The sequence below is a fragment of the Achromobacter sp. ACM02 genome (assembly GCF_014851605.1).
In the GTDB taxonomy this organism is placed as follows: Bacteria; Pseudomonadota; Gammaproteobacteria; order Burkholderiales; family Burkholderiaceae_B; genus Achromobacter; species Achromobacter aegrifaciens.
Map to the genome: position 1 here is coordinate 120110 of NZ_JACUZY010000010.1, position 25363 is coordinate 145472.

Genomic DNA, 25363 nt, shown 5'->3' on the forward strand with positions numbered 1-25363 from the left:
CGCCTCAGCGTTGCAACGGAGATTTCGCCGTTTCCCTGGCAGCCAGCACCGCCACCGCCGTCACGATCAGCGCCGCCGCCACGTACAGCGATATGGCAAAGGTCGAGTTCCAGGACTTGAACAGGCTGGCGATGATCAGCGGCGCGAACCCGCCGCCGACGATGCCGGCCAGGGTGTAGGCCAGGGACGAACCCGCATAGCGCACACGGCCCGGAAACTGCTCGGTGATGAAGGCGGCCTGCGGGCCGTACATCAGCGCGTGGATCAGCAGGCCCACCACGACGGCTGCGCAGATGGCGATGGGATGCGCGGTGTCCATCAGCACGAAGAAGACGAAGGCCCAGATCATGCCCAGTACCGCGCCCGCCAGATACACCGGACGGCGGCCGATCTTGTCTGACAGATGCCCGCACAGCGGCACCGCAATCGCGTTGAGCGCGGCGCCCAGCATGGTCGCGGTAAGCGCCATGGGCCGCGACAGGTGCAGCACCGTGGTGACGTAGGTCAGCGTGAACACCACCACCAACGCATAAAGCACGTCGGAGCCGATGCGCGAGCCACCCGCGATCAGCAGCTGCCGCCAGTACTGGCCCAGCACTTCCTTGATGGGCGTGGCGGCGGTTTCGCGCTTCTGCTCCATTTCCAGGAACACGGGCGTTTCCTCCACCCCGCGGCGCAGCCACAGGCCGAACAGCACCAGCGCCACGCTGGAGACGAAGGGCACGCGCCAACCCCAGGCCTGGAAGTCCTCGGGACTCAGGAAGGCCGAGACCGCGGCGATGAAGCCCGTGCCTATCAGCGTGCCGCAGGACGGACCGATCTGCGTGAAGGAAGCGTTGCGCCCGCGCTGGTCCGGCTTGCCATGCTCCATCGACAGCAGCACCGCGCCAGCCCATTCGCCGCCCAGCGCCACGCCCTGTACAAAGCGCAAGGCCACCAGGGCCACCGGCGCCCACACGCCCCAGGACGCGTAGGTCGGCAACAACCCCATCAGGCCGGTGGACACGCCCATGATGACCAGGGTGGCGACCAGGACGAACTTGCGTCCCAGCCGGTCGCCCAGGTGGCCAAAGACGAAGCCGCCCAGGGGCCGCGACACGTAGCCCACGGCATAGGTGGAAAACGCCAGGATCGTGCCCGTCAGCGGGTCGAAGGACGGAAAGAAGATGGCGTTGAATACCAGCGCAGCCATCAGGTTGTAGATTGTGAAGTCGTACCACTCCAGCGTGGTGCCGACCGAGCTGGCCAGGGCCAGCCTGCGCATCTTGTTGGGCGCTGCCGCGGTCTTGACCGCCGCGGCGCCGTATAGCGTTTGTTCAGCCATGGGATTCCCCTTGAATCGGATGTTTGGTGACTGGCCGCAATGGGCTCAGCGCAGGTCGGCGGCCGTCAGCTTCCAGCCCAGTTGCAGCAGCCAGGCGCTGGCCGGATCGGCATCGAAGGCGCGGCAAGCATCGTCGCGCAGCGCGCGCGCGGCGGCCGCGGAACTCGCTTCCGCCACGAACAGCGGCGCCAGCACGCGGTTTTCGGCGGACTCGCGCGGCAGCGGCGTGCTGAGCGCCGCGTCCGGCACCAGCAGGTAGGACTGCACGAAGCCGTCCGCCTGCGCCAGTTCGGCGCCCAGCGCCTGCGCCCGCGCCACCAGCGCTTCGCTGTCATTCGTCGCCGGCAGAGGCAGGACCGCAATCTCGCTGCCGGAGCCAAAGCCCGTCACGGCCCGCACGGCGCACACGCGGCGCATGGGGTCGCGCATGCGGTCCAGGTTGGTCACCGACCACTCGGTCTGGCGCTCGAACGCCTTGCGATAGTCCGCCGTGGTGAAGGCGGCCAGCGATTCGGTGCGATACAGGCCCAGATACTTGCGGCCGCCTGCGCGCGACAGGTAGCGCGCGCCCGACAGAAAGCCGGGGATGCGCACACGTTCTTCCACGTGTTCGCGGTCGTACCAGCGGTTGAAATCGGCTTCGTGGGCGGGGTCGGCGTCAGTGGCGACGAACAGCAGGCCGTGCGGCGGGAGAGTGGATTCGGTGCGCGTGCTCATGGGCGGAAGACAGGAAATTCCTTCGATTACGGAAGGCTCCATCTTCAGCCGGCCGGCTGCCCCGGGACAAACGAGTAATTCTTCTGCGCGGCAATAAAATTACTGAAAGACGCCCTAGGGATAACACTATTGCGCCGAACCCAATCGCGGCGCAGTGACCGAGGACGTGAACTGGTCGGAAGCGCGGCTGGCGAGTTCGGCAACCAGCCGGATCGCGTCCGACCCGGCGCTTTCCAGATAGCTCACCACCAGCAGCTGGGGCGGCACGGGGATGTCGCAGCGGATGATCTGCACCTCGCCTCGCGCCACGTATTCGTAGATGGGCGGCAGCGGCACCAGCGCCCGGCCGAAGCCGCTGCGCACCAGCCGCGCCAGCGCGGAGATCGAGCTGACGCAGTGCACTTTGCCCTGCGGCATGCCGACTTCGCGGTACAGGGCCTTGAGCGCCTCGTGCGGCTGCGATCCCGGGCTCATGGTCAGCACCGGCTCGCTCAGCAGCTGTTGCGCGCTCAGAGCGTCCTCGTCGCCGGCCGGTCCGACCCAGCCCATCTCCATTGGCAGGCAGGCGGTGCTGATGATGCCGCTGTCGTTCAGCAGGTCCGTCTGCAGCGCGATATCGAGCGTGCCCTCGCGCAAGCCCCGGTGCAGCGCGCGCGTGGTTTCGGAGGTGAGCTGGACCTCGATGCCCGGGTAGGTGGAGCGCAGATTGGTCAGGAAGCCGATCAGCCAGGTGTGCACCACGGTCTCGATGGCGCCGATACGCACCAGGCCGAAGACCTCGTCGCCGCCCTTGCCCAGCGACAGGATCTGCTGGCGGATCTCCAGCAGTCGTTCGCCATAGTCCAGCAGCCGGGTGCCGGTGGCCGTCAGCCTGAGCTCCTTGGCGTCGCGCTCGAACAGGCGCGCGCCTATGTCCTCTTCGAGCGACGCGATGCGATTGGCCACGGCGGCCTGGGTAATGTGCAGACGGTCGCTCGCCGCCCGGAAACTGCCCAGGCGCGCCGACCACAGAAAGGCTTCGACAAAACGCGTATTCATCTCGGTATGACGCAGCCAGGGCGTCGCGCAAGGGTTCACGAACCCGGAGCAGCACGCTCCGATCCGCCCACATGCTACGCCATCGCGCGCAGCGCGACACAGGGCTGGTTATGTCCCCTTCAATGGTGCGCCGTGCACCAATGTGGTTCAGGCGAGGCACCAGCGCGAGGCCGGCCCGCCACGCTCCCTGGGCGCCTGCCGCCCCGGACGAAGTTGGCACGGCTCTTGCTTGATGCCTGGTATGCCAGCTTGTCTACAAGCGCCACTTTCCTTGCACACCAGGAGCTCCCTCATGATCTACCGCAACGCGCCCCATGCCTTCAACGCCACCCGCCGCCGGCTGATCCAGGGCGCCGCGCTGGGCGCCGCGACGTTGACCGCGCCGGCGCTGACGCGCGCGCAGTCGGGACCCGTCATCCGCATCGGCTTCTGGCCCGTGGCGGCCGGCCTGCCGTTCTATGCGGCGCTGGAAAAGGGCTATTTCAAGGAGGCCGGGTTGAACGTCGAGCCGCTGAAATTCGCGGGCGCGCAGCAGGTCATGGAAGCCATGCTGGCCGGCCGCGCGGACGGCAGCGCCAACGGCACCGGCTCGGCCAACCTGGCCATCGGCGAGATCGCCTCGCCCGGCCTGTTCAAGATCTTTGCGTCCAATCCCAGCAACGCCAAGCACGTGCTGGACGAGTTCATCGTCGCGAAAGACAGTCCCATCAAATCCATCGCAGACCTCAAGGGGAAAAAGGTCGGATCTGGACCCGGCATCCAGAACGCCACGCTGGCCAAAGCAGTGCTGGAGCGCGCCGGCGCAACCGGGGCGACCGTGGTCGAGCTGGCGATAAGCCAGCACGTCGCCGCGGTCGCCGCCGGCCAGTTGGACGCCTGCTACACGCTGGAGCCAACGGGCACGGTGGGCAGGCTGAACGGCACCACCCGCGTGCTGGAATCGGGCGTCATCGCCAAGTACGTGCTGGGCGATCCGATGGCGCCGTGGTTCGGCGGGTCGGCATCGCTGACCACCGCCTTCCTGAAGAAGCATCCCGAGGAAAGCAGGAAATTCATCGCCGCCTATGCACGCGGCATCGAACTGATCCGCAGCAAGCCGGAAGAGGCCCGCCCCTACCTGAAGGGCTACACCGCCATCGAAGGTCCGATGACCGAGGAAGTGCCGCTGGCCGCCTACACCCTCTACAACGAGTTCACGCCCGGCGACATCCAGCACTTCCAGAAATTCTTCGACCTGTTCGCAGACAAGGGCGTCTTCGCCCAGAAGGTCGACGTCTCGACCATGCTCTACAAGGGCTAAGCCATGACCGCAACCACTGCAACAACCGCGGCCGGCCCGGCCGCGACAGCGCGGCCCCTGCGCAAATTCGACACGAGCCGCCTGCTGCCGCTGATCGGCCCGCTGGCGCTCTTCGTGGTGTGGGACCTGGTGGTGCGCCTGCAACTGGTCAGCCCTGTGCTGCTGCCCACGCCCAGCGCGGCGCTTGCGGCGCTGGTCAAGGGCATGGCGGGCGGCCCGCTGCTGGCGGACTTCCTGGCGTCGCTGAACCGCACACTGCAGGCCTTCCTCATCGCGGGCGTGATCGGCGTGCCGCTGGGCGTGCTGCTGGGCAGCAACGAAAAGGCTTATCGCAGCGTGGAGTTTCTGATTGATTTCTTCCGCTCCACGCCCTCTTCCGCGCTGATTCCGCTGTTCCTGATGATCTTCGGCGTCACCGACATGAACAAGATTGCCATCGCGGCCTTCGCGGCGGTGCTGGTGATCCTGTTCAACAGCGCTTACGGCGTCATCAACGCCCGCAAGCAGCGTGTCATGGCGGCGCGCGTGATGGGCGCGTCGCGCTGGCGCATCTTCAAGGACGTGCTGATCTGGGAAAGCCTGCAGCCCACGTTCGTGGGCCTGCGCAGCGGCGTGTCGATGGCGCTGGTCATCGTGATCGTGGCCGAAATGTTCATCGGCTCCGACAGCGGCCTGGGCAATCGCATCATCAATGCGCAGCAGGTGCTGAACGTGCGCGACATGTATGCGGCCATCCTCGCCGCCGGCGCGCTCGGCTATGTGCTGAACATTCTTTTTCTCGTGCTGGAAAAGCGCGTGGTCCACTGGAGCGGCCGCTGATGTCCACCGTCCTCAATCCCGTCATCGCCCCCGGCCCTACCGCCGCGCCGTTCGAGCCCGGCCCGCTGGGCACCCACATCACCATACGCGGGCTGACCAAGTACTTCGCCGGCTGGCCGCTGTACGAGGACTTCAACCTCGACATCCCCAAGGGCAAGATCGTCTCGGTGTTCGGCCCCAACGGCTGCGGCAAGTCGACGTTGATCAACATGATCGCCGGCCTGATTCCGATCGACTCGGGCGAGATCCTGTTCGACGGCAAGTCGCTGGCTCAGACCAAGATCGGCTACGTCTTCCAGAACTACCGCGAGGCCATGTTCCCGTGGCTGCGCACCATCGACAACATCGCCTATCCGCTGCGCCTGGAAGGCCGCAGCAAGGCCGAGGTGGATGCGCGGGTCGCCGAGCTGGTGGCCTCGTTCGACGTCAAGTTCGACCTGAACCGCTATCCCTATGAACTGTCCGGCGGACAGCAGCAGACCGCCTCGATCATGCGCGCGCTGGCGCCCGGACCGGAGGTGCTGTTCCTGGACGAGCCCTTCTCCGCGCTGGACTTCGAGATGACGCTGTTCATCCGCGAAAAGCTGCAGGAGGTCTTCATGCAGACCGGCACCACCATGCTGCTGGTGTCGCACGACCTGGAGGAAGCCGTGTACCTGGCCGACCAGGTGCTGCTGCTGACCAAGCGGCCCACCCGGGTCGCGGAGATCCTGGATTACCGCGACGCGCGCCCCCGCACGGTGGCGACGCTGTCAGAACCCAGCTTCATCGAAATGAAGAAGCTCAGCCTGGAAATCTTCCAGCGCGAAGTGCGCAAGTAAATCACCCGTACCGGAGAGTCCGCCATGACCCAGGAAACCATCGACCAATACGTGCGCAGCGCCCTGGCGCTGGCCGGCTATGCCTTGCGCGAGCAGGCCGTGGCCGACGTGGCGCAGCAGTTCGCGCGCATCCAGGACATCGCGGCCGGCTTCGTCGATGAGCCGCTGGCCGTGGAGCTGGAATCTGCCGCGGTGTTCCGCCCGTGAGCGGCCCCGCGCAGGATATCGCGCGCCAGGTCCGCGCCGGCGAACGCAGCGCAATGGCGGTGCTGGACGCCACGCTGGCGCGCGTGCGCGAGCGCGATCCGCGCTACAACTGCTTCACCGCCATCACCGAAAGCCGGGCGCGGCAGGAAGCGGCGGCCATCGACGCGCGCCGCGCCCGCGGCGAGCCGCTGCCGCCGCTGGCCGGCGTGCCCTATGCGGTCAAGAACCTGTTCGACATCGCCGACCAGGTCACCCTGGCCGGCGCGCGGGTCAACGCCTCCAACCCGCCCGCGCGGCGCGACGCCAGACTGGTCGAACGCATGCGCGAGGCCGGCGCGGTGCTGGTCGGCGCGCTGAACATGGACGAGCACGCTTATGGCTTCACCACGGAAAACAGCCACTACGGCCCCTGCCGCAACCCTCACGACACCACCCGCATCGCCGGCGGCTCGTCCGGCGGCAGCGCCGCCGCGGTCGCGGGCGGCCTGGTGCCGCTGACGCTGGGCTCGGACACCAACGGCTCGATCCGCGTGCCCGCCTCGCTGTGCGGCGTGTTCGGCCTGAAGCCCACCTTCGGCCGCTTGTCGCGCGCAGGCTCGTTTCCGTTCGTCGGCAGCCTCGACCACCTGGGGCCGTTCGCGGCCAGCGCCAGCGACCTTGCCGCCGCCTACGACGCGCTGCAGGGCATGGACGCCGACGACGTGGCCTGCGCCCAACGCCCGGCCGAACCCACGCTGGCGGCGCTGGCCGGCGGCATGCGCGGACTGCGGGTGGCGGTGCTGGGCGGCTACTTCGCCGAATGGGCCGGACCGCAGGCCCGCCGTGCCGTCGAGATCGCGGCGCACGCGCTGGACGCCACGTCTGTCGTCGAACTCCAGGGCGCGGCCCAAGCCCGCGCCGCGGCCTTCGTCATCAGCGCGGCGGAAGGCGGCGCCTTGCACCGCCGCAAGCTCGTTACGCACTATGACTACTACGAACCGCTGTCGCGCGACCGGCTGGTCGCAGGCAGCCTTGTGCCCGCAACCTGGGCGCAGCAGGCGCAGCGCATCCGCCATCGCGTCTATCGCGAAGCGCTGACGCTGTTCGAGCACTACGACGTACTGATCGCCCCCGCCACGCCGGTGCCGGCCACGCCCATCGGCGCAGACTGGCTGACACTGGCCGGCCAGCGGCTGCCGGCGCGCGCCAGCATGGGCATCCTGACGCAGCCGGTGTCGTGCATCGGGCTGCCGGTTTGCGCCGCGCCGGTCTGGCCCGAAGCCGGACAGGACGATCACCTGCCGTTGGGCGTGCAACTGATCGGCGCGCCATGGCGCGAAGCCGATTGCCTGCGCGCCGCACATGCGCTGCAGCAGGCCGGCATTGCCCGCCTCCGCTCTCTTTAACCACCGCTCCGAGGCCACCACATGGGAACCGCCTTCGCCGTCATCGACATACCGCGCACGCTGGCCGACACCGCCTACGGCACGCTGAAGCGGGACATCCTGGACTTCCGGCTGGCGCCGGGCGACCGCTTCACTGAAACCGAGATCGCCGACCGCCTGCAGGTCAGCCGCACGCCGGTGCGCGAGGCCCTGTTCCGGCTGGAGCGGGAAGGCTATCTGGAGGTGCGCCAGCGCAATGGCTGGCTGGTAAAGCCATTGGACTTCAACACGCTGGACCATTTCTACGAGCTGCGCAGCGTGCTGGAGGCGGCCGCGGTGCAGTCGCTGTGCGCAACGGCCAGCGCCGCCGAACGCCAGCGCGCGCTGCGCCCGCTGGCCGACATCTGGCTGGAGGACCCAAGCGAACGATCCGCCGACAGCGAGCGGCTGGCAGACCTGGACGAGCGCTTTCACATCGATCTGGTGGCCGCCGCAGGCAACCCCGAGATCGCGCGCGTGCACCGCGCAGCCACCGAGCGCATCCGCATCGTACGGCGCCTGGACTTCACGCTACCCGAACGCATCGGCAAGACCTACGAAGAGCACGCGGCCATACTCGACGCGGCGCTGGCCGGCGACGCCGCACGCTCGGTTGCGCTGCTGAACGCGCATATCCAGGGCAGCCAGGCGGCGGTGCGCAAGATCACGCTGCACCGGTTGTATTCCTCCCGCAGCGCGCGCGCGGCCTGAACCGGCCGCGCATGCCTGCTTCAGCTCGCCCGCAGCCAGCGCTGCAGCATGCGCGCCACCAGGGGCATGCAGATGAACACCATGACGGGCGTCAACGCTACGCTGGTGATCAGCACCCGCCAGAACACCGGCAAGAGGCTCAACGGTTCGCTGGCCAGCACGGAAAACGCCAGCAACACCGGAAAGTAAGCCAGCCAGATGCTGACGGCCTGCTTCCAGCGCGGCGGCGCGCTGGTCCTGGGCGCGAACCAGTCATCCGTGCCGCTGACGCGGCGCTCGTGGCTGGCGCGCACCAGCGACGCGCCACGTTCCAGCCACATGCGGCGCGGCAAGGAGTTTTCCCAGCGGGCGAGGCTGGCCGCGTCGGCAAAACGCAGGACGATCTGGTACTGGTCGCCGCCTTCGGCGGGCTGCAGCACGCCGGACCCGAGAAAGCCCGGGAAACCTGCCGCGAGGATCTCCCCCTGGCGCATCCAGGACAGGAAATCGCCATAGCGTTCGGGTGCGATGTGCCGGGTGACCAGCATGGTGACCGGGGCGGGAACGGTGGAACGGGACATGGCGGAACTCCTGGATCGGCGCGTAGCTTGTTATGCAGTATTAACCCTAGCAAGCGGCATGCCAGGATCGTCGCGCCGCGCTCCCCCGACGAGGCCGAAAGACCGCGGCCGCGGAGATGGGTGCGCCGCACCGCAAGACACACCACATTGGTGATTACCCCTATATTTCGCACCAGAACGGTGCCAACTGGAGCCGCAAGCATGGATATCAACCTGCCCGACGTCGTGGCGGAGGTCACAGCCGCCCTGGACCGCTACGAAACCGCCCTGGTGAACAACCAGGTGGAAGTGCTGGATGCGCTCTTCTGGAACAGCCCTCACACGCTGCGCTATGGCGCCGGCGAAAACCTCTACGGCTACGATGCCATCCGCGCCTTTCGCGCGGCGCGTTCGCCGCAAGGCCTGGCCCGCCGCGTGTTGCGCACGGTCGTCACCACCTACGGCCAGGATTTCGCGACGGCCAATCTGGAGTTCCAGCGCGACGGCAGCGACCGCATCGGCCGGCAAAGCCAGACCTGGATGCGCACGCCTGAAGGATGGCGCGTGGTCGCTGCCCATGTCAGCCTGATGAGCTGATGCGCCAGCCCGCGCGCAGCCGACATCAGCGCGTCATGATCATGAATAAACATATCCGCGATCGAGATTGAGCGGGCTTGCTTACAGGTCTACACTGACATTCCCGTCCACCCCTTGGAGCCTGCGCCCCATGAGCACCTACAAGATTGCCGTTTTCGTCGGAAGCCTGCGCGCTGCCTCGTTCAACCTGCGGCTGGCCCGCGCGCTGGAAAAGCTGGTGCCCGCGGACTTCAAGTTCGAATACGTGAGCCTGGGCGACGTGCCGCTCTACAACCAGGACAACGAAAACAACCTGCCCGGCCCCGCCGCCAAGCTCAAGCAGCAGATCGCCGACGCCCAGGGCATCCTGTTCGTGTCGCCCGAGCACAACCGCTCCGTGCCCGCCGCCATCAAGAACGCCATCGACTGGGGTTCGCGTCCCTGGGGCCAGAACTCCTGGACCGGCAAGGCCGTCGGCATCGTCGGCACTTCGCCCAGCGCTGCCGGCACCGCGTTGATGCAGCAACACCTGCGCAACATCCTGGCCGCCGAGGGCGCCAACGCCCTGACCACGCCCGAGGTCTTCCTGCAATACACGGAAGGCCTGGTCGATGACCAGTACAACATCACCAACGAAGGCACCCGCAAATTCCTGCAAGGCTGGGTGGACCGCTACGTGGACTGGATCAAGAAGTTCAACCCCTGATCGCCGCCGCTGCCGGCGCGGGCTCCTCCCGGCCGGCAGAGATCGCCCGTCTACCTCCGGGCGATCCAGCCCCCCGATACGTCGGGGGGCTTTTTTTTTGCAGCGACGACGGTCGCCGCTGGCGCATCCAATGCCGCCAGCGCACCGGCCCGCCGCCGGGCCGCCCCAAGGCGGGCCAGCCCCCCTCGGGGGGGCAGCAAGCGAGCGCAGCGAGTGCGGCGTGGGGGCTCACACTTATCCCCGCCAACTGTGGAGAAGGTTGAGGACAGCCTTGGGGCAGAATGAAAAATCCGTGCCCCGCCAAGCACTTGCAAGGGCCGGTCAAAAATTGCGCAATCATCCTTTTGGATGATTTTTGACGCACTTATCCACTGAAATCAGGATGCCCGGGCAGACTTCCGCGGCGGTCTCGCCTGAATGTGGATTTGTCCCCGCGTTCTGTGGAGAAGCATGAGGACAGTATGAGGGCAGGTCGGAAATTCCCTTGCATATCAAGCGCCTGCAAGGGGTGGTCAAAAATGGCCCAAATGCTGTATCGAGGCGCCGAGGTTGTCCCCGCCAAATGTGGATAAGCCTGAGGACAGTATGAGGGCAGGACGCAAAAAGCCTTGTGGGCCAAGCACTTGGAGGGGCCGCTCAAGAAACGCCCACAGCCGGCGGGTTCACGATGCCACGTCGGACCTTGAGCGCCGCAGCCACAAGCGAGACAGGCTTGTCCCCACCGAATGTGGACAAGCCTCTGAACAGTCGGATAACAAGCTGAAAAACTCCTTATCCGACAATCACTTGGAAGGCGTGCTCAAGAAAGAAGCAGCAAGCGGACTCACTCGTTCCCTTCCAGCCGCATGCCTATCTTCAAGCCGACCTGCCAGTACGCCACCTTGCCATCCTTGATATGGCCGCGCACTTCGGTGACTTCGAACCAATCCAGGTTGCGCAGCGTCTCGGAAGCGCGCGCGATGGCCTGCGTGATGGCGTCGTCGGTGGACTTGGTGGAAGAGCCCACCAGTTCGATTTGCTTGTAGACATGATTCGACATAGCTCGTCTCCGCTTAGGGGGGTGAGTCGTGCATCGTCGGTCTGGCGGCGGTGTTCCGGCGCTTACGACCGGCAATCCATTCGAACACACAGCATACGCCCACGGCGTTAGAGTGGTGTTACGAGTTCCGTCGCACCGGCCTCGGCGCGGCGGAGCCCGTTCCCGCAACGCAAGCAAGGAGGTGTCGTCATGCCTGAACGAAAAACCCTGGAACGAGCGGCGCGCGACAAACGGCAAGGAAAATCCGCTTCCACGCAGGCCGGAGAATTCGTGCGCGAGGAAATCGACCACGTGCGCGAAGGCAAACATGGCGTGCGGTCCACCAAGCAGGCCATCGCGATCGGGCTGTCCAAGGCGCGCCGCGCCGGCGTGGCCCTGCCTACGCCGAAGAAGGCCAGCGCGGCGACCAAGCGCAAGGCGAAGCAGGACAGCGACGCGTCTCATGATGGGCATGCCAAGTCCACCAAACGCGCCAAGGCCACCACCACCGCCCTGAAGAAGGAAAGCGCCAAGCCCGCTTCGCGCACCGCATTGTCGCGGCAGGCCAGCGCATCGGCCTCCAAGCGCAGCGCCGCTGCCCGCTCGGCCGCCGCCAAGAAGGCTGCCGCCACCAAGGGCGCTGCAGGCCGGTCCGCTGCCGCGAAGAAAGCCGCCCGCACGCGCGCGGCAAACCAACGGGCCAGCCACGCGCATTGAAGCCCCAGAAGACCGGCTAGCCCGCCTCGAAGGCCTTGAAGCGTTCGTGCAGGAATTCGCGCAGCCGCTTTACCGCCGGCGAGAGCAGCATGCGGTGCACGCACAGCAGGTATAGCGGCGAGGGCTCGCTGGTGTAGTCGGCCAGGACTTCGATGAGCCTGCCCGCCCGCAGGTCGGCCAGCACGTCAAAGCGCGACTTGTAGGCCAGGCCATGGCCAGCCAGGGCCCAGCGGCGCACCAGTTCGCCGTCGTCGCCGACGCGGTCGCCCTTGACCGGTATGGTGAGCGCGGCGCCCTCGTGCCGGAAGGCCCAGCGGTCGTGCAGGGTTTCGCCCAGCACGAAGGACAGGCAATTGTGACGGCGCAGGTCATCGGGCACCTGCGGCACGCCATGGCGCGCAAGGTATGCGGGCGAGGCGCACACCACGCGGCGGTTGTGCTCGGACAGCGGCAGGGCCACCAGTCCCGAGTCATTCGGCGTGCCATAGCGCACCGCCAGATCCACCGGCTGGCGGTACAGGTCGGCCAGGCGGTCGCTGATGCGCACCTGGAAATTGACGCGCGGATGCTGTTCCTGGAATTCGTCCAGCCACGGCAGCAGCACGTGGCGGCCCAGGTCGGACGGGATCGACAAGGACAGCGTGCCGGAGATCTCCGTCTTGTTGCGCGCTACGGCGTTCCTGCCCGCGTCCAGCGCCGACAGCGCCGCGCGGGCATGCTCCAGATAGCGTGCGCCGTCGCTGGTCAGCCTGAGGCTGCGCGTCGTACGCACGAACAGGCGCGCATCCAGGGCCTGCTCCAGCCGCTTGAGCGCGGCACTTGCGACTGCGGGCGTCAGGTCCAGTTCGCGCGCGGCGGCGGAAAAACTGCCTTGGTCCGCCGCCGCCATGAATATCTTCAGATCTTCGAACCGCACCATGCCGGCCTCATTTTCAAAAAATTATTGAAACTGACTGCGATGCTAGCCGCTTTTTCGCTGATTTGGGCTGGGTAATCATGGCTCCATTCCCCGACACGCAAGGAGTCCCCTTCATGAAAATCGAATTGAACGGCAAGAAAGCCCTGGTTACTGGATCGTCCGGCGGCATTGGCCTGGCCATCGCCGCGGGCCTGGCCGAGGCCGGCGCCGAAGTCGTGCTGCACGGCCGCAACGCCGACAAGCTGGCCCAGGCCGCCGCATCACTTGCCAAGCAGTTTCCCGCTGCGCGCGTGAGCACCGTGCAGGCTGATCTCGCCACTGCCGACGGCGCGGCCTCGATCTCGGCCGCCCATCCCGACGTCGACATCCTGATCAACAACGCCGGCTACTTCGCGCCCAAGTCCTTCACTGAAATCACGGATGACGACTGGCAGTACATGCTGGACACCAACGTCATGAGCGGCGTGCGCCTGTCGCGCTACTACCTGCCGCGCATGCTGGCCGCCGGCTGGGGCCGCATCGTGTTCATCTCCAGCGAGTCCGCGGTGCAGATCCCCGCGGAAATGATCCACTACGGCGTCAGCAAGACTGCCTTGCTGGGCGTGTCGCGCGGCCTGGCCGAACTGACCGCCGGCACCGGCGTCACGGTCAACGCGGTGCTGCCCGGCCCCACCCGCTCGGAAGGCGTGTCGGACTTCTTTGCCGAAATGGCCAAGGAACAAGGCGTCACGCAGGACCAGATGGAGCGCGACTTCATCGCCCAGCACCGCCCCACTTCGCTGCTGCGCCGCCTGGCCACCGTGGAAGAAGTGGCCAACATGGTCGTCTACACCTGCTCCACGCAAGCCGCCGCCACCAACGGCGCGGCGCTGCGCGTGGACGGCGGCGTGGTGCGTTCCATCATCTGATCCGGACAAGCCGCCATGAAAGCCATCGCCTATTTCAAGAACCTGCCCGCCGATCACCCGGAGGCGCTGCAAGACATCACCGTCGCCGACCCGGTGCCCGGCGACCATGACCTGCTGGTCGAAGTCCGCGCCATTTCGGTGAATCCGGTGGACGTGAAGATCCGCGCCAACCGCAAGCCCAAGGATGGCCAGGCCGAAGTCATAGGCTGGGACGCCGCCGGCGTGGTGCGCGCCGTGGGCGCAAAGACCAGCCTGTTCAAGCCGGGCGACCGCGTCTGGTATGCCGGCGCGCTGAACCGCCCCGGCGCCAACAGCGAGCTGCACGTGGTAGACGAACGCATCGTCGGCCGCATGCCCGACAGCCTGGACTACGCCCAGGCCGCGGCGCTGCCGCTGACCACGATCACCGCGTGGGAGCTGCTGTTCGACCGGCTGCGCGTGCTGGACAACGCCGCGCCCAGCCAGGGCAGCCTGCTGGTCATCGGCGCCGCGGGCGGCGTGGGATCCATCCTGGTGCAGCTGGCTCGCCAGCTGACCGGACTCACGGTGATCGGCACCGCCTCGCGTCCGGAAACCCAGGCTTGGGTGCGCGAGCTGGGCGCGCATCACGTGATCGATCACAGCCAGCCGCTGGCCGCTGAACTCAAGCGCATCGGCTTCGAACACGTCAGTCATATCGCCGGCCTGACCCAGACCGACCAGCATTTCGCGCAGATGGCCGAAGCAATTGCGCCGCAAGGCAAGATCGCCCTGATCGACGACCCCGCAGCCATCGACGTGCGCCTGCTCAAGTCCAAGTCGGCCTCGCTGCATTGGGAGTTCATGTTCGCGCGTCCGCTGCACGGCACGCCCGACATGATCGCGCAGCATGAACTGCTGAACCAGGCCGCCCGCCTGATCGACGAAGGCACGCTGCGCACCACCCTGGGCGCGCACTACGGCAAGATCAATGCCGAAAACCTGCGCCGGGCGCACGCCTTCATCGAAAGCGGCAAGGCGCAGGGCAAGATCGTGCTGGAAGGGTTCTAGGACCCGTGGGCCATGCCTCGCCGCTCACGGCGGCGGGGCATCTCGCAATTGCAAGCAGAACGCAGTACAAACTCGACTGCGCGCAAACGCATGCGCGACCCAATCGGGAGTCTCTTCTGCTCGACCACATTCTCAATCAGGCGCTTGAACCCGTGCTCTGGGGGATGGTGGCCTTCACCCTGCTGATGCTGCGGCTGGCTCCCTTGCAAGGATGGAAGGCCGCCATCGTCGCCGGCATCACGGCCGGACTGGTCTTCGACACGGTGCAGTTCCGCGTAGGGCCGCCGCGCCTATGGGACTCGCAAGTGCTGGGTTCGGTGCTGGCCGCCCTGCTGGCGGCCGCCGTGTTGGAGACGCTATTCCTTCTGTTGCGCCGCTCGCGAGCCGAGCGGGCCTGAAGCGCCCGGCCGGCATCCGGTCCGGACTGGACGCTGGACGCGCGGGCAATGCACCGGTCTAGGCGCGCCCTTCCCGCTTGGCGCGGGCGTGGGGATCATTGATCTCGGCTTCCAGTTCGGCGATCAGCCATTCCAACCAGCCATTTTCGCTGCGCGCGTAGACCACCGCGGCGGGCGTCTTGCCCGTGCGCCAGCCTGGCTGGTGTGCGTCCATCCACGCCCCCAGGCTTTTGTGCGGCGCCAGCAGGCCTGACAGCCACGACCACAGATAGTCGGGCACGTTGCGGCGGAATCCTTGCGCGCAGGCATAGAGGGTGGGCTCAAGCGGCAGATTGCCGGCGCGCGCCAGCCTTGCCTGCACACGGCGCAGCGTTTCGGCCGCGGCCTGCAATTGTTCGGTGCTGAGCTTTTTCATCGAAGGACTCCTGGACTTGGTTTGCCCGGATTATCGCCGCAGGCGGCGGCGCTTTCAAAGCGCCGCTTGCGGGCGTCAGGAACGCGCGGCCCGGGGCGGCTCCAGGCCAAACAACGCGGTCGCGGTAAAGCGCGCGCCGGGCTCGAGCGTCCGCATGCCGGTGCGGGTCTCGCCGCCCGCCGCCAGGTTGAACGCGTCCGCCACGTTGGTGACCGGCTCGACGCACAGGAACTCCGACCCGCCCGCCGTATAGACCACCAGGTGCGCAAACGCCGGGTCGGCGTGCAGCGATAGCTGATGTCCATCGGGCCAATGCAGGGTGGCTCGCCCCTCCCACTGCGACAGATAGGTATCGCAGCCGCTGGCCGAACGCCGCAGCTCGCGCACATGGACGGACTTGCTGCCATTGGGCAGGCCGTCGGCGTCCGCCGTCCACTCGCGGCGCGCATGCAGCGTGACGCGCTCGGCCGTGAAGTAGGGGTGCAGGCCCAGGCCGCAAGGCATGGGCGTGTCGCCGAGATTGACGATGGCAAGCGCCACGCTCAGGCCGCGCGCGTCCAGCTGATAGCGCTGCACGCATTCGAAAGGCCAAGGCCAGCCCAGCACGCCGGCGGGCTGCTCCAGCACCAGGTCGACGTTGTCCGGGCCGTGGCTGCGCACGCTCCATGGCTGATACAGGCCCGCGCCATGGATCGCATGGGGCCGGCCGGCTACCGACTGCAGCGCGTGCCTGGCGCCGTTGAAGGTGAACATGCCATCGCGGATGCGGTTGGAGTAAGGCGCCAGCGGATAGGAGCCTGCCCGCGGCCAGCGTCCCGCGGGCCACTGCGTGTCGGTCAGGGGCACGATCCAGTCATGGCCGCCGGTGGACAACCGCGTCAGGCGGCCGCCGCCGCCCGGCGCGAATTCGGCCTGGTGCGGACCGCTGGAGATGGTGATGCGCTCGCTGGCATCCAGCGTGGCCGGGGCTGATAGAACCTGCATGGATAAGAACTCCGGCGGCGGAAACAGGGCCGCGCGCTGCGATTGTGCCGTTTGCGGACGGGCGCGGGCAAGCAGGCCGGCCTGCTCATCCTGCCGCAGCGGCAACGCCGCACAATGCCAGCAGCCGCCCCAACGCCGGATTCTGGTTGGTCTGCAGCCACGCAATGCCGTGCTGCAGCTTAGGGGCGTCCGCGGGCAACGGCCGGAACACCACGCCCTCCATGTTGAAGGATTCGATGTCGCGCGGAATGATGGCCACGCCGGTGCCGGCCGCGACCAGGCACAGCAAAGTCTGGGAAGCCTCCGTTTCCCGCACCACGCGCGGCAGGAAGCCCGCCTCCAGGCAGATCGCATCCATGGCGCCGCGCAAGTGAAAGCCCTTGCCCGAGGGATAGGCAATGAACGGCTCCTGCGCCAGATCCGCGACACGCAATTTGGCCTTGGCGGCCAACGGATGCGCGTCGGCCAGCGCAATGGAAAACTCGCTGAGCATGAACTCGTGCGACACGATGTGCTTGCCCTCCAGCGGCAGAAAACACAAGGCCGCGTCCAGCGTGCCGTCCAGCAGCTTCAGGCGCAGTTCACCCGTGGGCAGCGGCCCCTGGATATCCAGCGCGATATCGCTGTAATGGCGCCGGCAATCGCGCACCAGCCCCGGCAGGCGCACATGGCTGGCGCGTCCGGTATAGCCCAGCCGCAGGCTGCCGGTCTCGCCCCGGTCAGCCTTGCGGCAGGCCTCCACCGCGCCATCGAGCTGCCGGAACATGGGCTGGATGCTATCCAGGAACACGCGGCCCGCCACCGTCAGCGTCACCTTCCGCGTACTGCGGTCGAACAGCTTCACGCCCAGCTCGTCTTCAAGTTCGCGGATGCGCTGGCTCAAGGGCGGTTGGGCGATGTGCAGGCGCAAGGCGGCCCGTGTGAAATTCAGTTCCGTGGCAAGGACCACGAAGCTCTGCAGGTGGCGCAATTCCATGAGTGGTTCCAAGGCTGCTGGCTATTTATATCTATCAAATATAAATCATGCATCGATAATAAATTGGACGACTCAATCTCCACGTCCTAACCTGCCACGCATTCCATAACGACACAGCGTGGAGACAAGCATGGCTGATCTTTCGGGGCGCGTGGCCCTGGTAACCGGTTCGACCAGCGGCATCGGCCTGGCGGTAGCGCGGCGCCTGGCGCGCTCCGGCGCGACCTTGGTGCTCAACGGCCTGGCCGACGCCTCGGCGGCCGACGCCCTCTGCGCCGAATTCCGCGATACCTATGGCGTTCCGGTCCGTTTCCAGCCCTGCGACCTGCGCAAGCCGGCCCAGATCGAGGCCATGATGGCCGAGCTGAACCAGGCCTACGGCGCGCTGGACATCCTGGTCAACAACGCCGGCATCCAGCACGTCAGCCAGATCGAAGCCTTTCCGGTCGACAAGTGGGACGACATGATCGCGGTCAACCTGTCCGCCAGCTTCCACACCATACGCACCGCGTTGCCTGCCATGCGCGCACGCAACTGGGGCCGCATCGTCAACATGGCGTCCATCAGCGGCTTGCGCGGCCGCGCCGGCAAGACCGGCTACAACGCCACCAAGCATGGCCTGATCGGCCTGACCAAATCGGTAGCGCTGGAAACCGCGCAGACCGCCATCACCTGCAATGCCATCTGCCCCGGCTGGGTGCATACGCCGCTGGTGCAGAAGCAGATCGACGCGCTGGCCGAGCGCGAAGGCCTGGACAATGCCGCAGCCACCAACAAGCTGCTGGGCCTGCGCCAGCCTTCGGGCAAGTTCGTCACTCTGGAGCAGATCGCCGGGCTGTGCGAATTCTTCTGCTCGCCCGACGCCGACGAAGTCCGGGGCGTGGCCTGGGCCATGGACGGCGGCACCACCGCGGCCTGAAGCCGCAACGACGGCCTTAGTTGAATATGCGCGCAGGCCGGGCCACAGCGCGCAGCGATACCGATAACGCCCGCGAGGAGTACAAGATGCTGGACCACACCCACGCGCCCACCGCCCAGAGCTGGGTCGACAGCGCAGACGGCCATCCGGATTTTCCGGTGCAGAACCTGCCGATGGGCGTGTTCCGCCGCGATGGCGGCGCGCCACGAATCGGCGTCGCCATCGGCGAGCAGGTGCTGGATGTCCGGGCCGCCGTGGAACTGGGCCTGCTGGAAGGGCTGGACCCGGCCACGCGCCAGGCGCTGTCGGCGCGCAGGCTCAACGATTGGATGGCTTTGCCCGCCGCCACCCGCAAGGCCGTGCGGCACGCGCTGTTCGCCCTGCTGGACGCCGCAAACCCCGGCCGCGCGCGGCACGAGGTCCAGGGCGCGCGCCTGCTGCATCCCCAGGCGCAGTGCGAACTGCTGCTGCCCGCGGACGTGGGCGACTACACCGATTTCTATGCCGGCATCCATCACGCGAGCCATGTGGGCAAACTGTTCCGCCCCAACAACCCGCTGATGCCGAACTACAGGCATGTGCCCATCGCCTATCATGGCCGCGCATCCTCCATCTGCCCGTCCGACACGCCCGTGCGGCGGCCGCACGGCCAGGTCAGGACCGCCGCCGGCGTCGATACCCCGGCCTTCCGGCCCTCGGCGCAACTGGACTTCGAACTGGAGCTGGCGATCTGGATCGGTCCCGGCAACGCGCTCGGAGAACCGGTGCCGCTGGAACTCGCCGCTGGCCACGTGGCCGGCTACGGCTTGCTGAATGACTGGTCCGCGCGCGATATCCAGGCCTGGGAATACCAGCCGCTGGGCCCCTTCCAGGGCAAGAATTTCGCGTCGACGGTTTCGCCCTGGATCGTGACCAGCGAGGCGCTGGCCCCGTTCCGCCGCGCCGCAATGGCGCGCGGCGACGCCGATCCCGAACTGCTGCCCTACCTGCGCAACGCCGAGGACGCTGCCACGGGCGGGCTGGAGATCGCACTGCAAGCATGGCTGTCCACGCCGCTCATGCGCGAACGCGCGCAGGCGCCGCGGCAGTTGTCCGCATCCGACGCGCGCCACCTGTACTGGACGCCCGCGCAGATGGTCGCGCAGCACACTCTGGGCGGCTGCAACCTGCGCCCGGGCGACCTGCTGGGCTCGGGCACCATCTCCACGCCCGACGAGAGCGGCCACGGCAGCCTGCTCGAACTGACGCACGGCGGCACGCAACCCATTACCCTGCCCTCGGGCGAAACCCGGCTGTTCCTGGAGGCCGGAGACGAAATCACCCTGACGGCCCATTGCAGCCGCGAGGGTTTCCAGCGCATCGGCTTCGGCGCAAGCCGCGCGCGCATCACCGATTGACGTTCAATACCAGGCATCCCGCTAGACCTGGAGACGGCCGGCAAGCCGGCGGCACACAAAGGAGGAATGACATGAAGAAGATCCTGGCAGCAGGCATGATGGTCCTGGCAAGCGCAGGCAGCGCCCCCGCGCTGGCGCAGGACTTTCCCAACCATCCGATCCGCCTGATCATCCCGTACTCCGCCGGCGGCGTCACCGACGTGGTCGGCCGCGCCCTGGCCGAGCAGTCCGGCAAGCGCCTGGGCCAGACCGTGGTGGTCGAGAACAAGACCGGCGCCAACGGCACGCTGGGCGCGACCCAGATGCTCAACACCGCACCCGACGGCTATACCGTCACCATGGTGCCCATCGGCATCTTCCGCATGCCGCACATCACCGGCACGCGCTACGACCCGGTCAAGGACCTGACCTACATCTCGATGATCGCCGGCTACAACTATTACGTAGCGGTCGCCGCGGACTCGCCCTGGAAGACGCTGGACGACCTGGTCGCCTACGCCAAGTCCAAGCCCGACACGATCTCCTACGGCACGCCGGGCGCCTACAGCAGCCAGCACATCGCCATGGTGCAACTGGGCGAAGCCGCCCAGGCCAAATGGACCCACGTGCCGTACAAGGGCGACGCCGACGCGCTGACCGCCATGCTGGGCGGCCACATCCAGGTGCTGGTCGGCGCCAGCACCATCCTGCCCTACGTAGCCTCGGGCAAGGTCCGCATCCTCGCGTCGCTGGGCGACAAGCGCTCCCCCGACCTGCCGGACGTCCCCACCCTGAAGGAAGCCGGCTATCCCGTGGTACACACCTCGCCCTTCGGCATCGCCGGCCCCAAGGACATGGACCCGGCCGTGATCGCCAAGCTCGACGGCGCCTTCCGCGACACGCTCAAGGATGAAGCCTTCCTGGCCCTGTTGCGCCAGTCTGGTGTGTCGCCGCAGTACATGGATACGGCTGCCTACACCAAGGCCGCCCACGCCAGCGCGGAGACGGAGCGCGAGGTAATCAAGAAGTTGGGGAACATCATGAACAAGTGATGTTCACGCCGCGCCAGCCTGCAACGGGTGTCCACGATAAGCAACACTATTTCAAATAGTTGCACATTCCATGAGACCCCCCGTGCTACGTTGAGTCGCAAGCCATTACACGGGTGATTCGTATTTGAATCTCCGATTGTCGGTTGCCTAGTTCCTACCCAGGTTGTTTCGCGAGTGCCCCGATGGAGGCGTGAATGCGTAACAGGCAGATGGAAGGATGCAATAGCGGCGCGGCGCCACTCCCGGCTGAGACATGGATGACGGCTCGCTGGCTGCTGCTGGGGTCGCTGTCATTGGGCGCGGCGGATGCCGTGGCGCAAACGACATGTCCGGCGGGACCCGTCACCCGCTCGGGAAGCGCATGCACGGTCACGCCAGGCAGCACCATCAATGTGCTTAGCGCAACCCAGCCCGGGCTGGACGCCGAGAACACCGGCGGCGCGATTACGGCCAGCGGAGTGCGCCTGAACCTGGGAGGCCCAGGGTCGACCACGCCACGCAACTATGTCGGCGCCATCGCAGGCAATGGCGGTCGCATCACTTTCAACAGCGGCACCATCGTCACGGTGCAAGCGGCGACAGGACAGCAAGGCCTGGTCGCATCGGGTGGCGGCAGCATTGCCACGGCCACGGGTTCCAGCATCACGCTGGGTCTGACCACCACGGTCAATGACAACATTGCCGTCCTTGCGACTGCTGGAGGCACCGTGCAAATGATCGCGTCCAGCGTCGCGACACAAGGTGCGGGCGGCGCGGGTAATCATGCGCTCTATGCCTCCGGCCCGGGAAGCTCGATTGCATTTACGGGCGGAACCGTCAGCACAGCCGGCCGAGGCTCATTCGGAGTCCGCGTCGACGCGGGCGCCACCGCAACCATCGGACCGGGCACATCGATCACAACCACCGGCACCATCACCTCCGGCGGTTCAGCCATCGGCAGCCATGGACTGTGGGCAAGCGGCACGGCCGTAGCCGGCGCTACGGTCGTGCCGAGCCGCATAGACGCGACCGGCGTCTCCATCGTCACCGGAGATCCCGCCGTCAGCACGGCCAGCGGCACCAGCGCCGCGGGGGTCCGCATCGAAAATGGAGCGGCCGTGTCATTGACCGACGTATCGATCAGCACACGCGGCTCCGGCACCACGATCAATCCGGCTGCCGGTGTTCTTGTCATGTCTGGCAGCAGCGTGCGCATGCAGGGAAACAACGTCATCACTGCGGCGGGACAATTCGGGCATGGCCTGTCGGTGCAAGGAGCGGGCTCCACTGCGATCGTCAACGGCGGCTCGTTCCAGGTGAATGGCACACGCTCCATTGCGCTGGATGTCTCGGCTGGCGGCGCGGTTACGGTGGATACAGCCAGCATCGCGGCGGGTAGCGGCGCTTCGATTGGCGCGCAGATCGACGGGACCGGCTCCATGTTGAATGCGACGAACACAACGATATCCGCATCGAACGCAACGGCGCACGCCCTACGAGCCAGCGCTGGCGCCACGGTCAATTTGTCGCAAGGGACGGTCACCAGCCGCGGGATAAATGCCAACGGAATCTTCGGCGCAAACTCGACGGTAGCCGTAGATAACGTCGGGGTGCTTACTACAGGCGACGGCAATGCAATGGGCGTCCTGGCCGACCTGGGCAGCGCCATAACCGTAACGAACTCATCCGTCGCTACTCAAGGAACCGTTTCTGCCGGCGACCGGCGTCCGCACGCGCTAGCAGCGCGCAATCCGGGCGCACAGCTCACAGTGCGAGGCAGTTCGGCTCAGACCGTGGGCGACGAAGCCATGGGGGTTGTCGCCGACGACGGCGGTTCGGTCAACCTGGAAAATGCGTCAGTCACCACCGCCGGCACGCTGGCGCTCGGCGCCTACGCTGTCGTTGAGCAGGCCGGGCCCCAATTTCCCGCCGCCATTTCGGCGCAAGGCTCCGCTATCAGGACCTTGGGCTCGCGCGCCTACGGCGCGATGGCTCAGCGCAGCTTCCTGGAAGCGCCGGCAACGATCAGCCTGCTCAACACCACAGTCGCCACCGAGGGCGCGGGCGCCGTGGGCCTGCGCGCGATCAGCGGCGGTGTCATCACATCCAGCGCCAGCAGCGTCGCCACATCGGGAGCCTCGGCGCACGGCGCCCTTGCCCGTGACGCCGGCAGTCTTATCACGATTGGGCAAACCCCCGTGACGGTGACGGGGCCGGAGGCTCATGGTGCCGTTGCGCAGAATGGCGGCCGGATCGTCGGCGACGGCGCCGTGATTCGCGTGAGCGGCGCCGCTGGCATGGGCTTGTTCGCGTTGGGAGATCCTGGACCGGCAGCGGAAATCGAACTGGCGCGATCCAGTGTCACCAGCGCAGCTGGACCGGCAATAGGCGTTGCCGGTCTGGCCAACGTCACGCTTACCGATACGGTTGTCTCCGGCAACGGCAACTGGCTGCGCGTCGCCACCATCGACGACTTTCCCTTGCTGGCGGGCCCCGACGCGCCATTGGGCGGAATACCCGATCCAGACACGCTGCTAAACAATCCGGTTGCTGCGCCACCGCCAATTCCGGCCGCCTCAATCCCGGGTCAAGCAAACATCACTGTCGTCGGTTCAACCCTGACCGGAGCCGCAACCACCGCGCCGGGCAGCGTATCGAACGTCGCGCTTCAGTCGAACACGCTATGGACGATGACTGGCAACTCCAACATTACCAACTTGACCAACACAGCAAGCCAGATCGTCTACTCGCCTCCCACCGCCAACGTCTACAAGACTCTGACAGTCTCGAACTACGTTGGCGGCGCGGGCAGCGTCGTCGCGCTGAATACCTTTCTTGCAGGCGACGGCGCGCCATCCGACCTGATCGTCATTTCAGGCGCGGCAACCGGACAGAGCGCCCTGCGCATCAGCAATACGGGAGGCCCGGGGGCTCTTACCCAGGCCAGCGGCATCAAGGTGGTCGACGCGGTGGGTGGCGGGACTACGGCGCCTTCCGCATTCACGCTTGCCGGCCGGGCCGTTGCAGGTCCTTACGAGTACCGGCTCTTCCGCGGCGGCGCGACGGCGGGAGAGGCCAATAACTGGTATCTGCGCTCTGAAAAAGATCCCGAGCCTCCTCCCCCGGTTCCTCCCGACCCGGTTCCTCCCGACCCGGTTCCTCCGGATCCTGGTCCTCCGGGTCCTGTACCCCCGGGGCCTCCCCCCGAACCGCCAGCCCCTCCAAAGCCTTTGTATCGTCCGGAAGTGGCGGCATATCTCGCCAACCAACGGCTGGCCGCGCAGATGTTCGTGCACAGCATGCACGACCGGCTGGGCGAACCGCAGTACATCGAAACCCAGCAGTTCGCCGACGACGACGACAAGCGGCGAGCACTGTGGCTCCGCATGACCGGAAAGTGGGACCGGACGCATAGCAAGAACGGAGAATTCGATGTCAGCAGCGACATGTTTCTCCTGCAAGGCGGCGGCGATCTTGCCCAATGGAAGCTCGGTTCGGAAACGGACCGCCTGCACCTGGGCGCGATGGCCGGCTTCGGCAACAGCCGCAGCACCGCGCGGGCTGACGGCAACCCCTACAAGGCCCGAGGCAGCGTCGAAGGCTATAGCGTCGGGCTTTATGGAACCTGGTTTGAAAACAACGAGACCAAATTGGGAACCTACGTCGACACCTGGTTCCAGTACGGCTGGTTCAAGAACAAGGTCGAAGGGGATAGTTTGCCGGACGTAAAGTACGACGCCCGAGGATGGGCGGTGTCGGGAGAGGTCGGCTACGCCTTCAAACTGCGCAACGATTGGGTTCTGGAACCGCAAGCGCAGTTGATCTACGTACGCTACGACCAGGACAGCGTTGCCGAATCCAACGGCACCAGCGTGGGCAGGGCCGACTCCAACGGTACGATCGGCCGTCTGGGTGTGCGCGCCCACCGCACCTACGAAATGAAGAATGGCCGGAAGATCCAGCCTTTCGTCACGCTGAACTGGTGGCATACGGACACGGACAGCTCGGTGTCATTCAATCAATTGCCCGTCGGCAGCCTGTATCCCCGTGACCGGTATGAGTTGAAGCTCGGTGTGCACGCGGATTTCACCAAGGGGTGGACCGGGTGGACAAACGTTGCGGCCTCCTGGGGCGCTCAGGATTACCGCCAATATGCGGCCAGGATCGGGGTCAAATACACATGGTGATGCGGCCTGGCCCCAGATTTTTCCGACCTGGCGGAATAGCTGGGGTGCGGCCGCCCCCTGTACGGGCCTTGGTACAGTCGGACCATGGAGATCCAGCCTTACAACGAACAGTTCACCGTGGCGGAATTCGACGCTCTGCCGGTTGCTGCGTAGCGGCAGATCGTCCTGCTCGTTCGTGCGCTCGTCATTTACCTGTGGTGCTCCCGGACGAAGCCACCAGCCTGGACTGATCCTATACAGGTCCTTCCGATAGGAGGGACCCTGTGCAGCCCCTATCCGCCCCTGAAGGAGGCCGAATACTTACTGAAGAAGTTCAGCCTTCCCG

Annotated in this window: 25 protein-coding genes; 16 read left to right on the top strand and 9 right to left on the bottom strand. The window is 66.5% G+C overall.

Annotated elements, in window-relative coordinates; genetic code table 11:
- Positions 1 to 4 precede the first annotated feature (4 nt).
- From IB258_RS26405 to IB258_RS26415, 3 genes are all read right to left on the bottom strand, one after another.
- Positions 5 to 1324 (bottom strand): MFS transporter, encoded by a 1320-nt coding sequence (locus tag IB258_RS26405; protein WP_054453211.1) that lies wholly within the window; start codon positions 1322 to 1324, stop codon positions 5 to 7.
- Positions 1325 to 1369: 45 nt separating this feature from the next.
- Positions 1370 to 2041: a DUF4286 family protein gene (locus tag IB258_RS26410; protein ID WP_192353399.1), complete on the bottom strand. Its 672-nt coding sequence runs from the start codon at positions 2039 to 2041 to the stop codon at positions 1370 to 1372.
- 126 nt (positions 2042 to 2167) lie between these two features.
- The gene (locus tag IB258_RS26415; RefSeq protein WP_054453214.1) at positions 2168 to 3079 is read right to left on the bottom strand and encodes a LysR family transcriptional regulator; all 912 of its coding nucleotides are present in this window, start codon (positions 3077 to 3079) and stop codon (positions 2168 to 2170) included.
- A 292-nt stretch (positions 3080 to 3371) separates the two neighbouring features.
- Between IB258_RS26415 and IB258_RS26420 the strand changes: the two genes are divergently transcribed.
- The 6 genes from IB258_RS26420 to IB258_RS26445 are packed head-to-tail and all read left to right on the top strand — an operon-like array spanning position 3372 to position 8340.
- The gene (locus IB258_RS26420) at positions 3372 to 4379 is read left to right on the top strand and encodes an ABC transporter substrate-binding protein (RefSeq protein WP_192353400.1); all 1008 of its coding nucleotides are present in this window, start codon (positions 3372 to 3374) and stop codon (positions 4377 to 4379) included.
- Between the two features lie 3 nt (positions 4380 to 4382).
- A complete protein-coding gene (locus tag IB258_RS26425; protein ID WP_054453219.1) occupies positions 4383 to 5198 on the top strand; it encodes an ABC transporter permease in 816 nt (271 codons plus the stop codon).
- Positions 5198 to 6019, top strand: coding sequence for an ABC transporter ATP-binding protein (locus IB258_RS26430; protein ID WP_192353401.1), 822 nt, complete (start codon positions 5198 to 5200; stop codon positions 6017 to 6019). The genes IB258_RS26425 and IB258_RS26430 overlap by 1 nt, the downstream gene beginning before the upstream one ends.
- A gap of 24 nt (positions 6020 to 6043) precedes the next feature.
- Positions 6044 to 6226 (top strand): DUF4089 domain-containing protein, encoded by a 183-nt coding sequence (locus IB258_RS26435; RefSeq protein WP_054453222.1) that lies wholly within the window; start codon positions 6044 to 6046, stop codon positions 6224 to 6226.
- Entirely contained in the window at positions 6223 to 7611 is a 1389-nt protein-coding gene (locus tag IB258_RS26440) for an AtzE family amidohydrolase (protein ID WP_082400888.1), read from the top strand. Before IB258_RS26435 ends, IB258_RS26440 begins: the two co-directional genes overlap by 4 nt.
- 21 nt (positions 7612 to 7632) lie before the next feature.
- On the top strand, positions 7633 to 8340 hold the full coding sequence (locus IB258_RS26445; protein ID WP_192353402.1) for a GntR family transcriptional regulator: 708 nt from the start codon (positions 7633 to 7635) through the stop codon (positions 8338 to 8340).
- A 20-nt stretch (positions 8341 to 8360) separates the two neighbouring features.
- Here the strand turns inward: IB258_RS26445 and IB258_RS26450 are convergent, their stop codons facing one another.
- On the bottom strand, positions 8361 to 8900 hold the full coding sequence (locus tag IB258_RS26450) for an antibiotic biosynthesis monooxygenase (RefSeq protein ID WP_054453226.1): 540 nt from the start codon (positions 8898 to 8900) through the stop codon (positions 8361 to 8363).
- Positions 8901 to 9101: 201 nt separating this feature from the next.
- Between IB258_RS26450 and hpxZ the strand changes: the two genes are divergently transcribed.
- Both hpxZ and IB258_RS26460 read left to right on the top strand, forming a co-directional pair.
- Complete coding sequence (hpxZ, locus tag IB258_RS26455; RefSeq protein WP_054453228.1) at positions 9102 to 9476, top strand: oxalurate catabolism protein HpxZ; 375 nt, start codon at positions 9102 to 9104, stop codon at positions 9474 to 9476.
- Positions 9477 to 9606: 130 nt separating this feature from the next.
- Positions 9607 to 10161, top strand: coding sequence for an NADPH-dependent FMN reductase (locus tag IB258_RS26460; RefSeq protein WP_054453230.1), 555 nt, complete (start codon positions 9607 to 9609; stop codon positions 10159 to 10161).
- A gap of 823 nt (positions 10162 to 10984) precedes the next feature.
- On the opposite strand, the gene IB258_RS26465 is transcribed toward IB258_RS26460, so the two are convergent.
- Entirely contained in the window at positions 10985 to 11200 is a 216-nt protein-coding gene (locus IB258_RS26465; protein ID WP_054453233.1) for a dodecin, read from the bottom strand.
- 189 nt (positions 11201 to 11389) lie between these two features.
- Here IB258_RS26465 and IB258_RS26470 point away from each other — a divergent pair, with 189 nt between their 5' ends.
- A complete protein-coding gene (locus IB258_RS26470; protein WP_054453235.1) occupies positions 11390 to 11896 on the top strand; it encodes a DUF6496 domain-containing protein in 507 nt (168 codons plus the stop codon).
- 16 nt (positions 11897 to 11912) lie between these two features.
- Here the strand turns inward: IB258_RS26470 and IB258_RS26475 are convergent, their stop codons facing one another.
- Positions 11913 to 12815: a LysR family transcriptional regulator gene (locus tag IB258_RS26475; RefSeq protein WP_054453237.1), complete on the bottom strand. Its 903-nt coding sequence runs from the start codon at positions 12813 to 12815 to the stop codon at positions 11913 to 11915.
- A gap of 113 nt (positions 12816 to 12928) precedes the next feature.
- On the opposite strand from IB258_RS26475, the gene IB258_RS26480 reads away from it, so the two are divergent.
- The 3 genes from IB258_RS26480 (at position 12929) to IB258_RS26490 (ending at position 15150) form a co-directional block, all read left to right on the top strand.
- Positions 12929 to 13723, top strand: a complete 795-nt coding sequence (locus IB258_RS26480) for an SDR family NAD(P)-dependent oxidoreductase (protein ID WP_119450069.1) — start codon at positions 12929 to 12931, stop codon at positions 13721 to 13723.
- Between the two features lie 15 nt (positions 13724 to 13738).
- Entirely contained in the window at positions 13739 to 14752 is a 1014-nt protein-coding gene (locus IB258_RS26485) for a zinc-binding alcohol dehydrogenase family protein (RefSeq protein WP_054453241.1), read from the top strand.
- A 164-nt stretch (positions 14753 to 14916) separates the two neighbouring features.
- Complete coding sequence (locus tag IB258_RS26490) at positions 14917 to 15150, top strand: hypothetical protein (RefSeq protein WP_054453243.1); 234 nt, start codon at positions 14917 to 14919, stop codon at positions 15148 to 15150.
- 58 nt (positions 15151 to 15208) lie between these two features.
- Here IB258_RS26490 and IB258_RS26495 read toward each other — a convergent pair whose 3' ends face one another.
- From IB258_RS26495 to IB258_RS26505, 3 genes are all read right to left on the bottom strand, one after another.
- Positions 15209 to 15565: a hypothetical protein gene (locus IB258_RS26495; RefSeq protein ID WP_054453246.1), complete on the bottom strand. Its 357-nt coding sequence runs from the start codon at positions 15563 to 15565 to the stop codon at positions 15209 to 15211.
- A 75-nt stretch (positions 15566 to 15640) separates the two neighbouring features.
- The gene (locus IB258_RS26500; RefSeq protein WP_192353403.1) at positions 15641 to 16549 is read right to left on the bottom strand and encodes an aldose 1-epimerase; all 909 of its coding nucleotides are present in this window, start codon (positions 16547 to 16549) and stop codon (positions 15641 to 15643) included.
- 85 nt (positions 16550 to 16634) lie between these two features.
- Positions 16635 to 17525 carry a LysR substrate-binding domain-containing protein gene (locus IB258_RS26505; protein WP_192353404.1) on the bottom strand — a complete coding sequence of 297 codons (891 nt, stop codon included), beginning with the start codon at positions 17523 to 17525 and terminating at the stop codon, positions 16635 to 16637.
- Between the two features lie 130 nt (positions 17526 to 17655).
- Between IB258_RS26505 and IB258_RS26510 the strand changes: the two genes are divergently transcribed.
- From IB258_RS26510 to IB258_RS26525, 4 genes are all read left to right on the top strand, one after another.
- On the top strand, positions 17656 to 18444 hold the full coding sequence (locus IB258_RS26510; RefSeq protein WP_054453250.1) for a 3-hydroxybutyrate dehydrogenase: 789 nt from the start codon (positions 17656 to 17658) through the stop codon (positions 18442 to 18444).
- Between the two features lie 86 nt (positions 18445 to 18530).
- A complete protein-coding gene (gene fahA / locus IB258_RS26515) occupies positions 18531 to 19841 on the top strand; it encodes a fumarylacetoacetase (protein ID WP_192353405.1) in 1311 nt (436 codons plus the stop codon).
- 71 nt (positions 19842 to 19912) lie between these two features.
- The gene (locus IB258_RS26520) at positions 19913 to 20872 is read left to right on the top strand and encodes a tripartite tricarboxylate transporter substrate binding protein (protein WP_125471996.1); all 960 of its coding nucleotides are present in this window, start codon (positions 19913 to 19915) and stop codon (positions 20870 to 20872) included.
- Positions 20873 to 21129: 257 nt separating this feature from the next.
- Complete coding sequence (locus IB258_RS26525) at positions 21130 to 25038, top strand: autotransporter outer membrane beta-barrel domain-containing protein (RefSeq protein ID WP_192353406.1); 3909 nt, start codon at positions 21130 to 21132, stop codon at positions 25036 to 25038.
- The last annotated feature ends 325 nt before the right edge of the window (positions 25039 to 25363 follow it).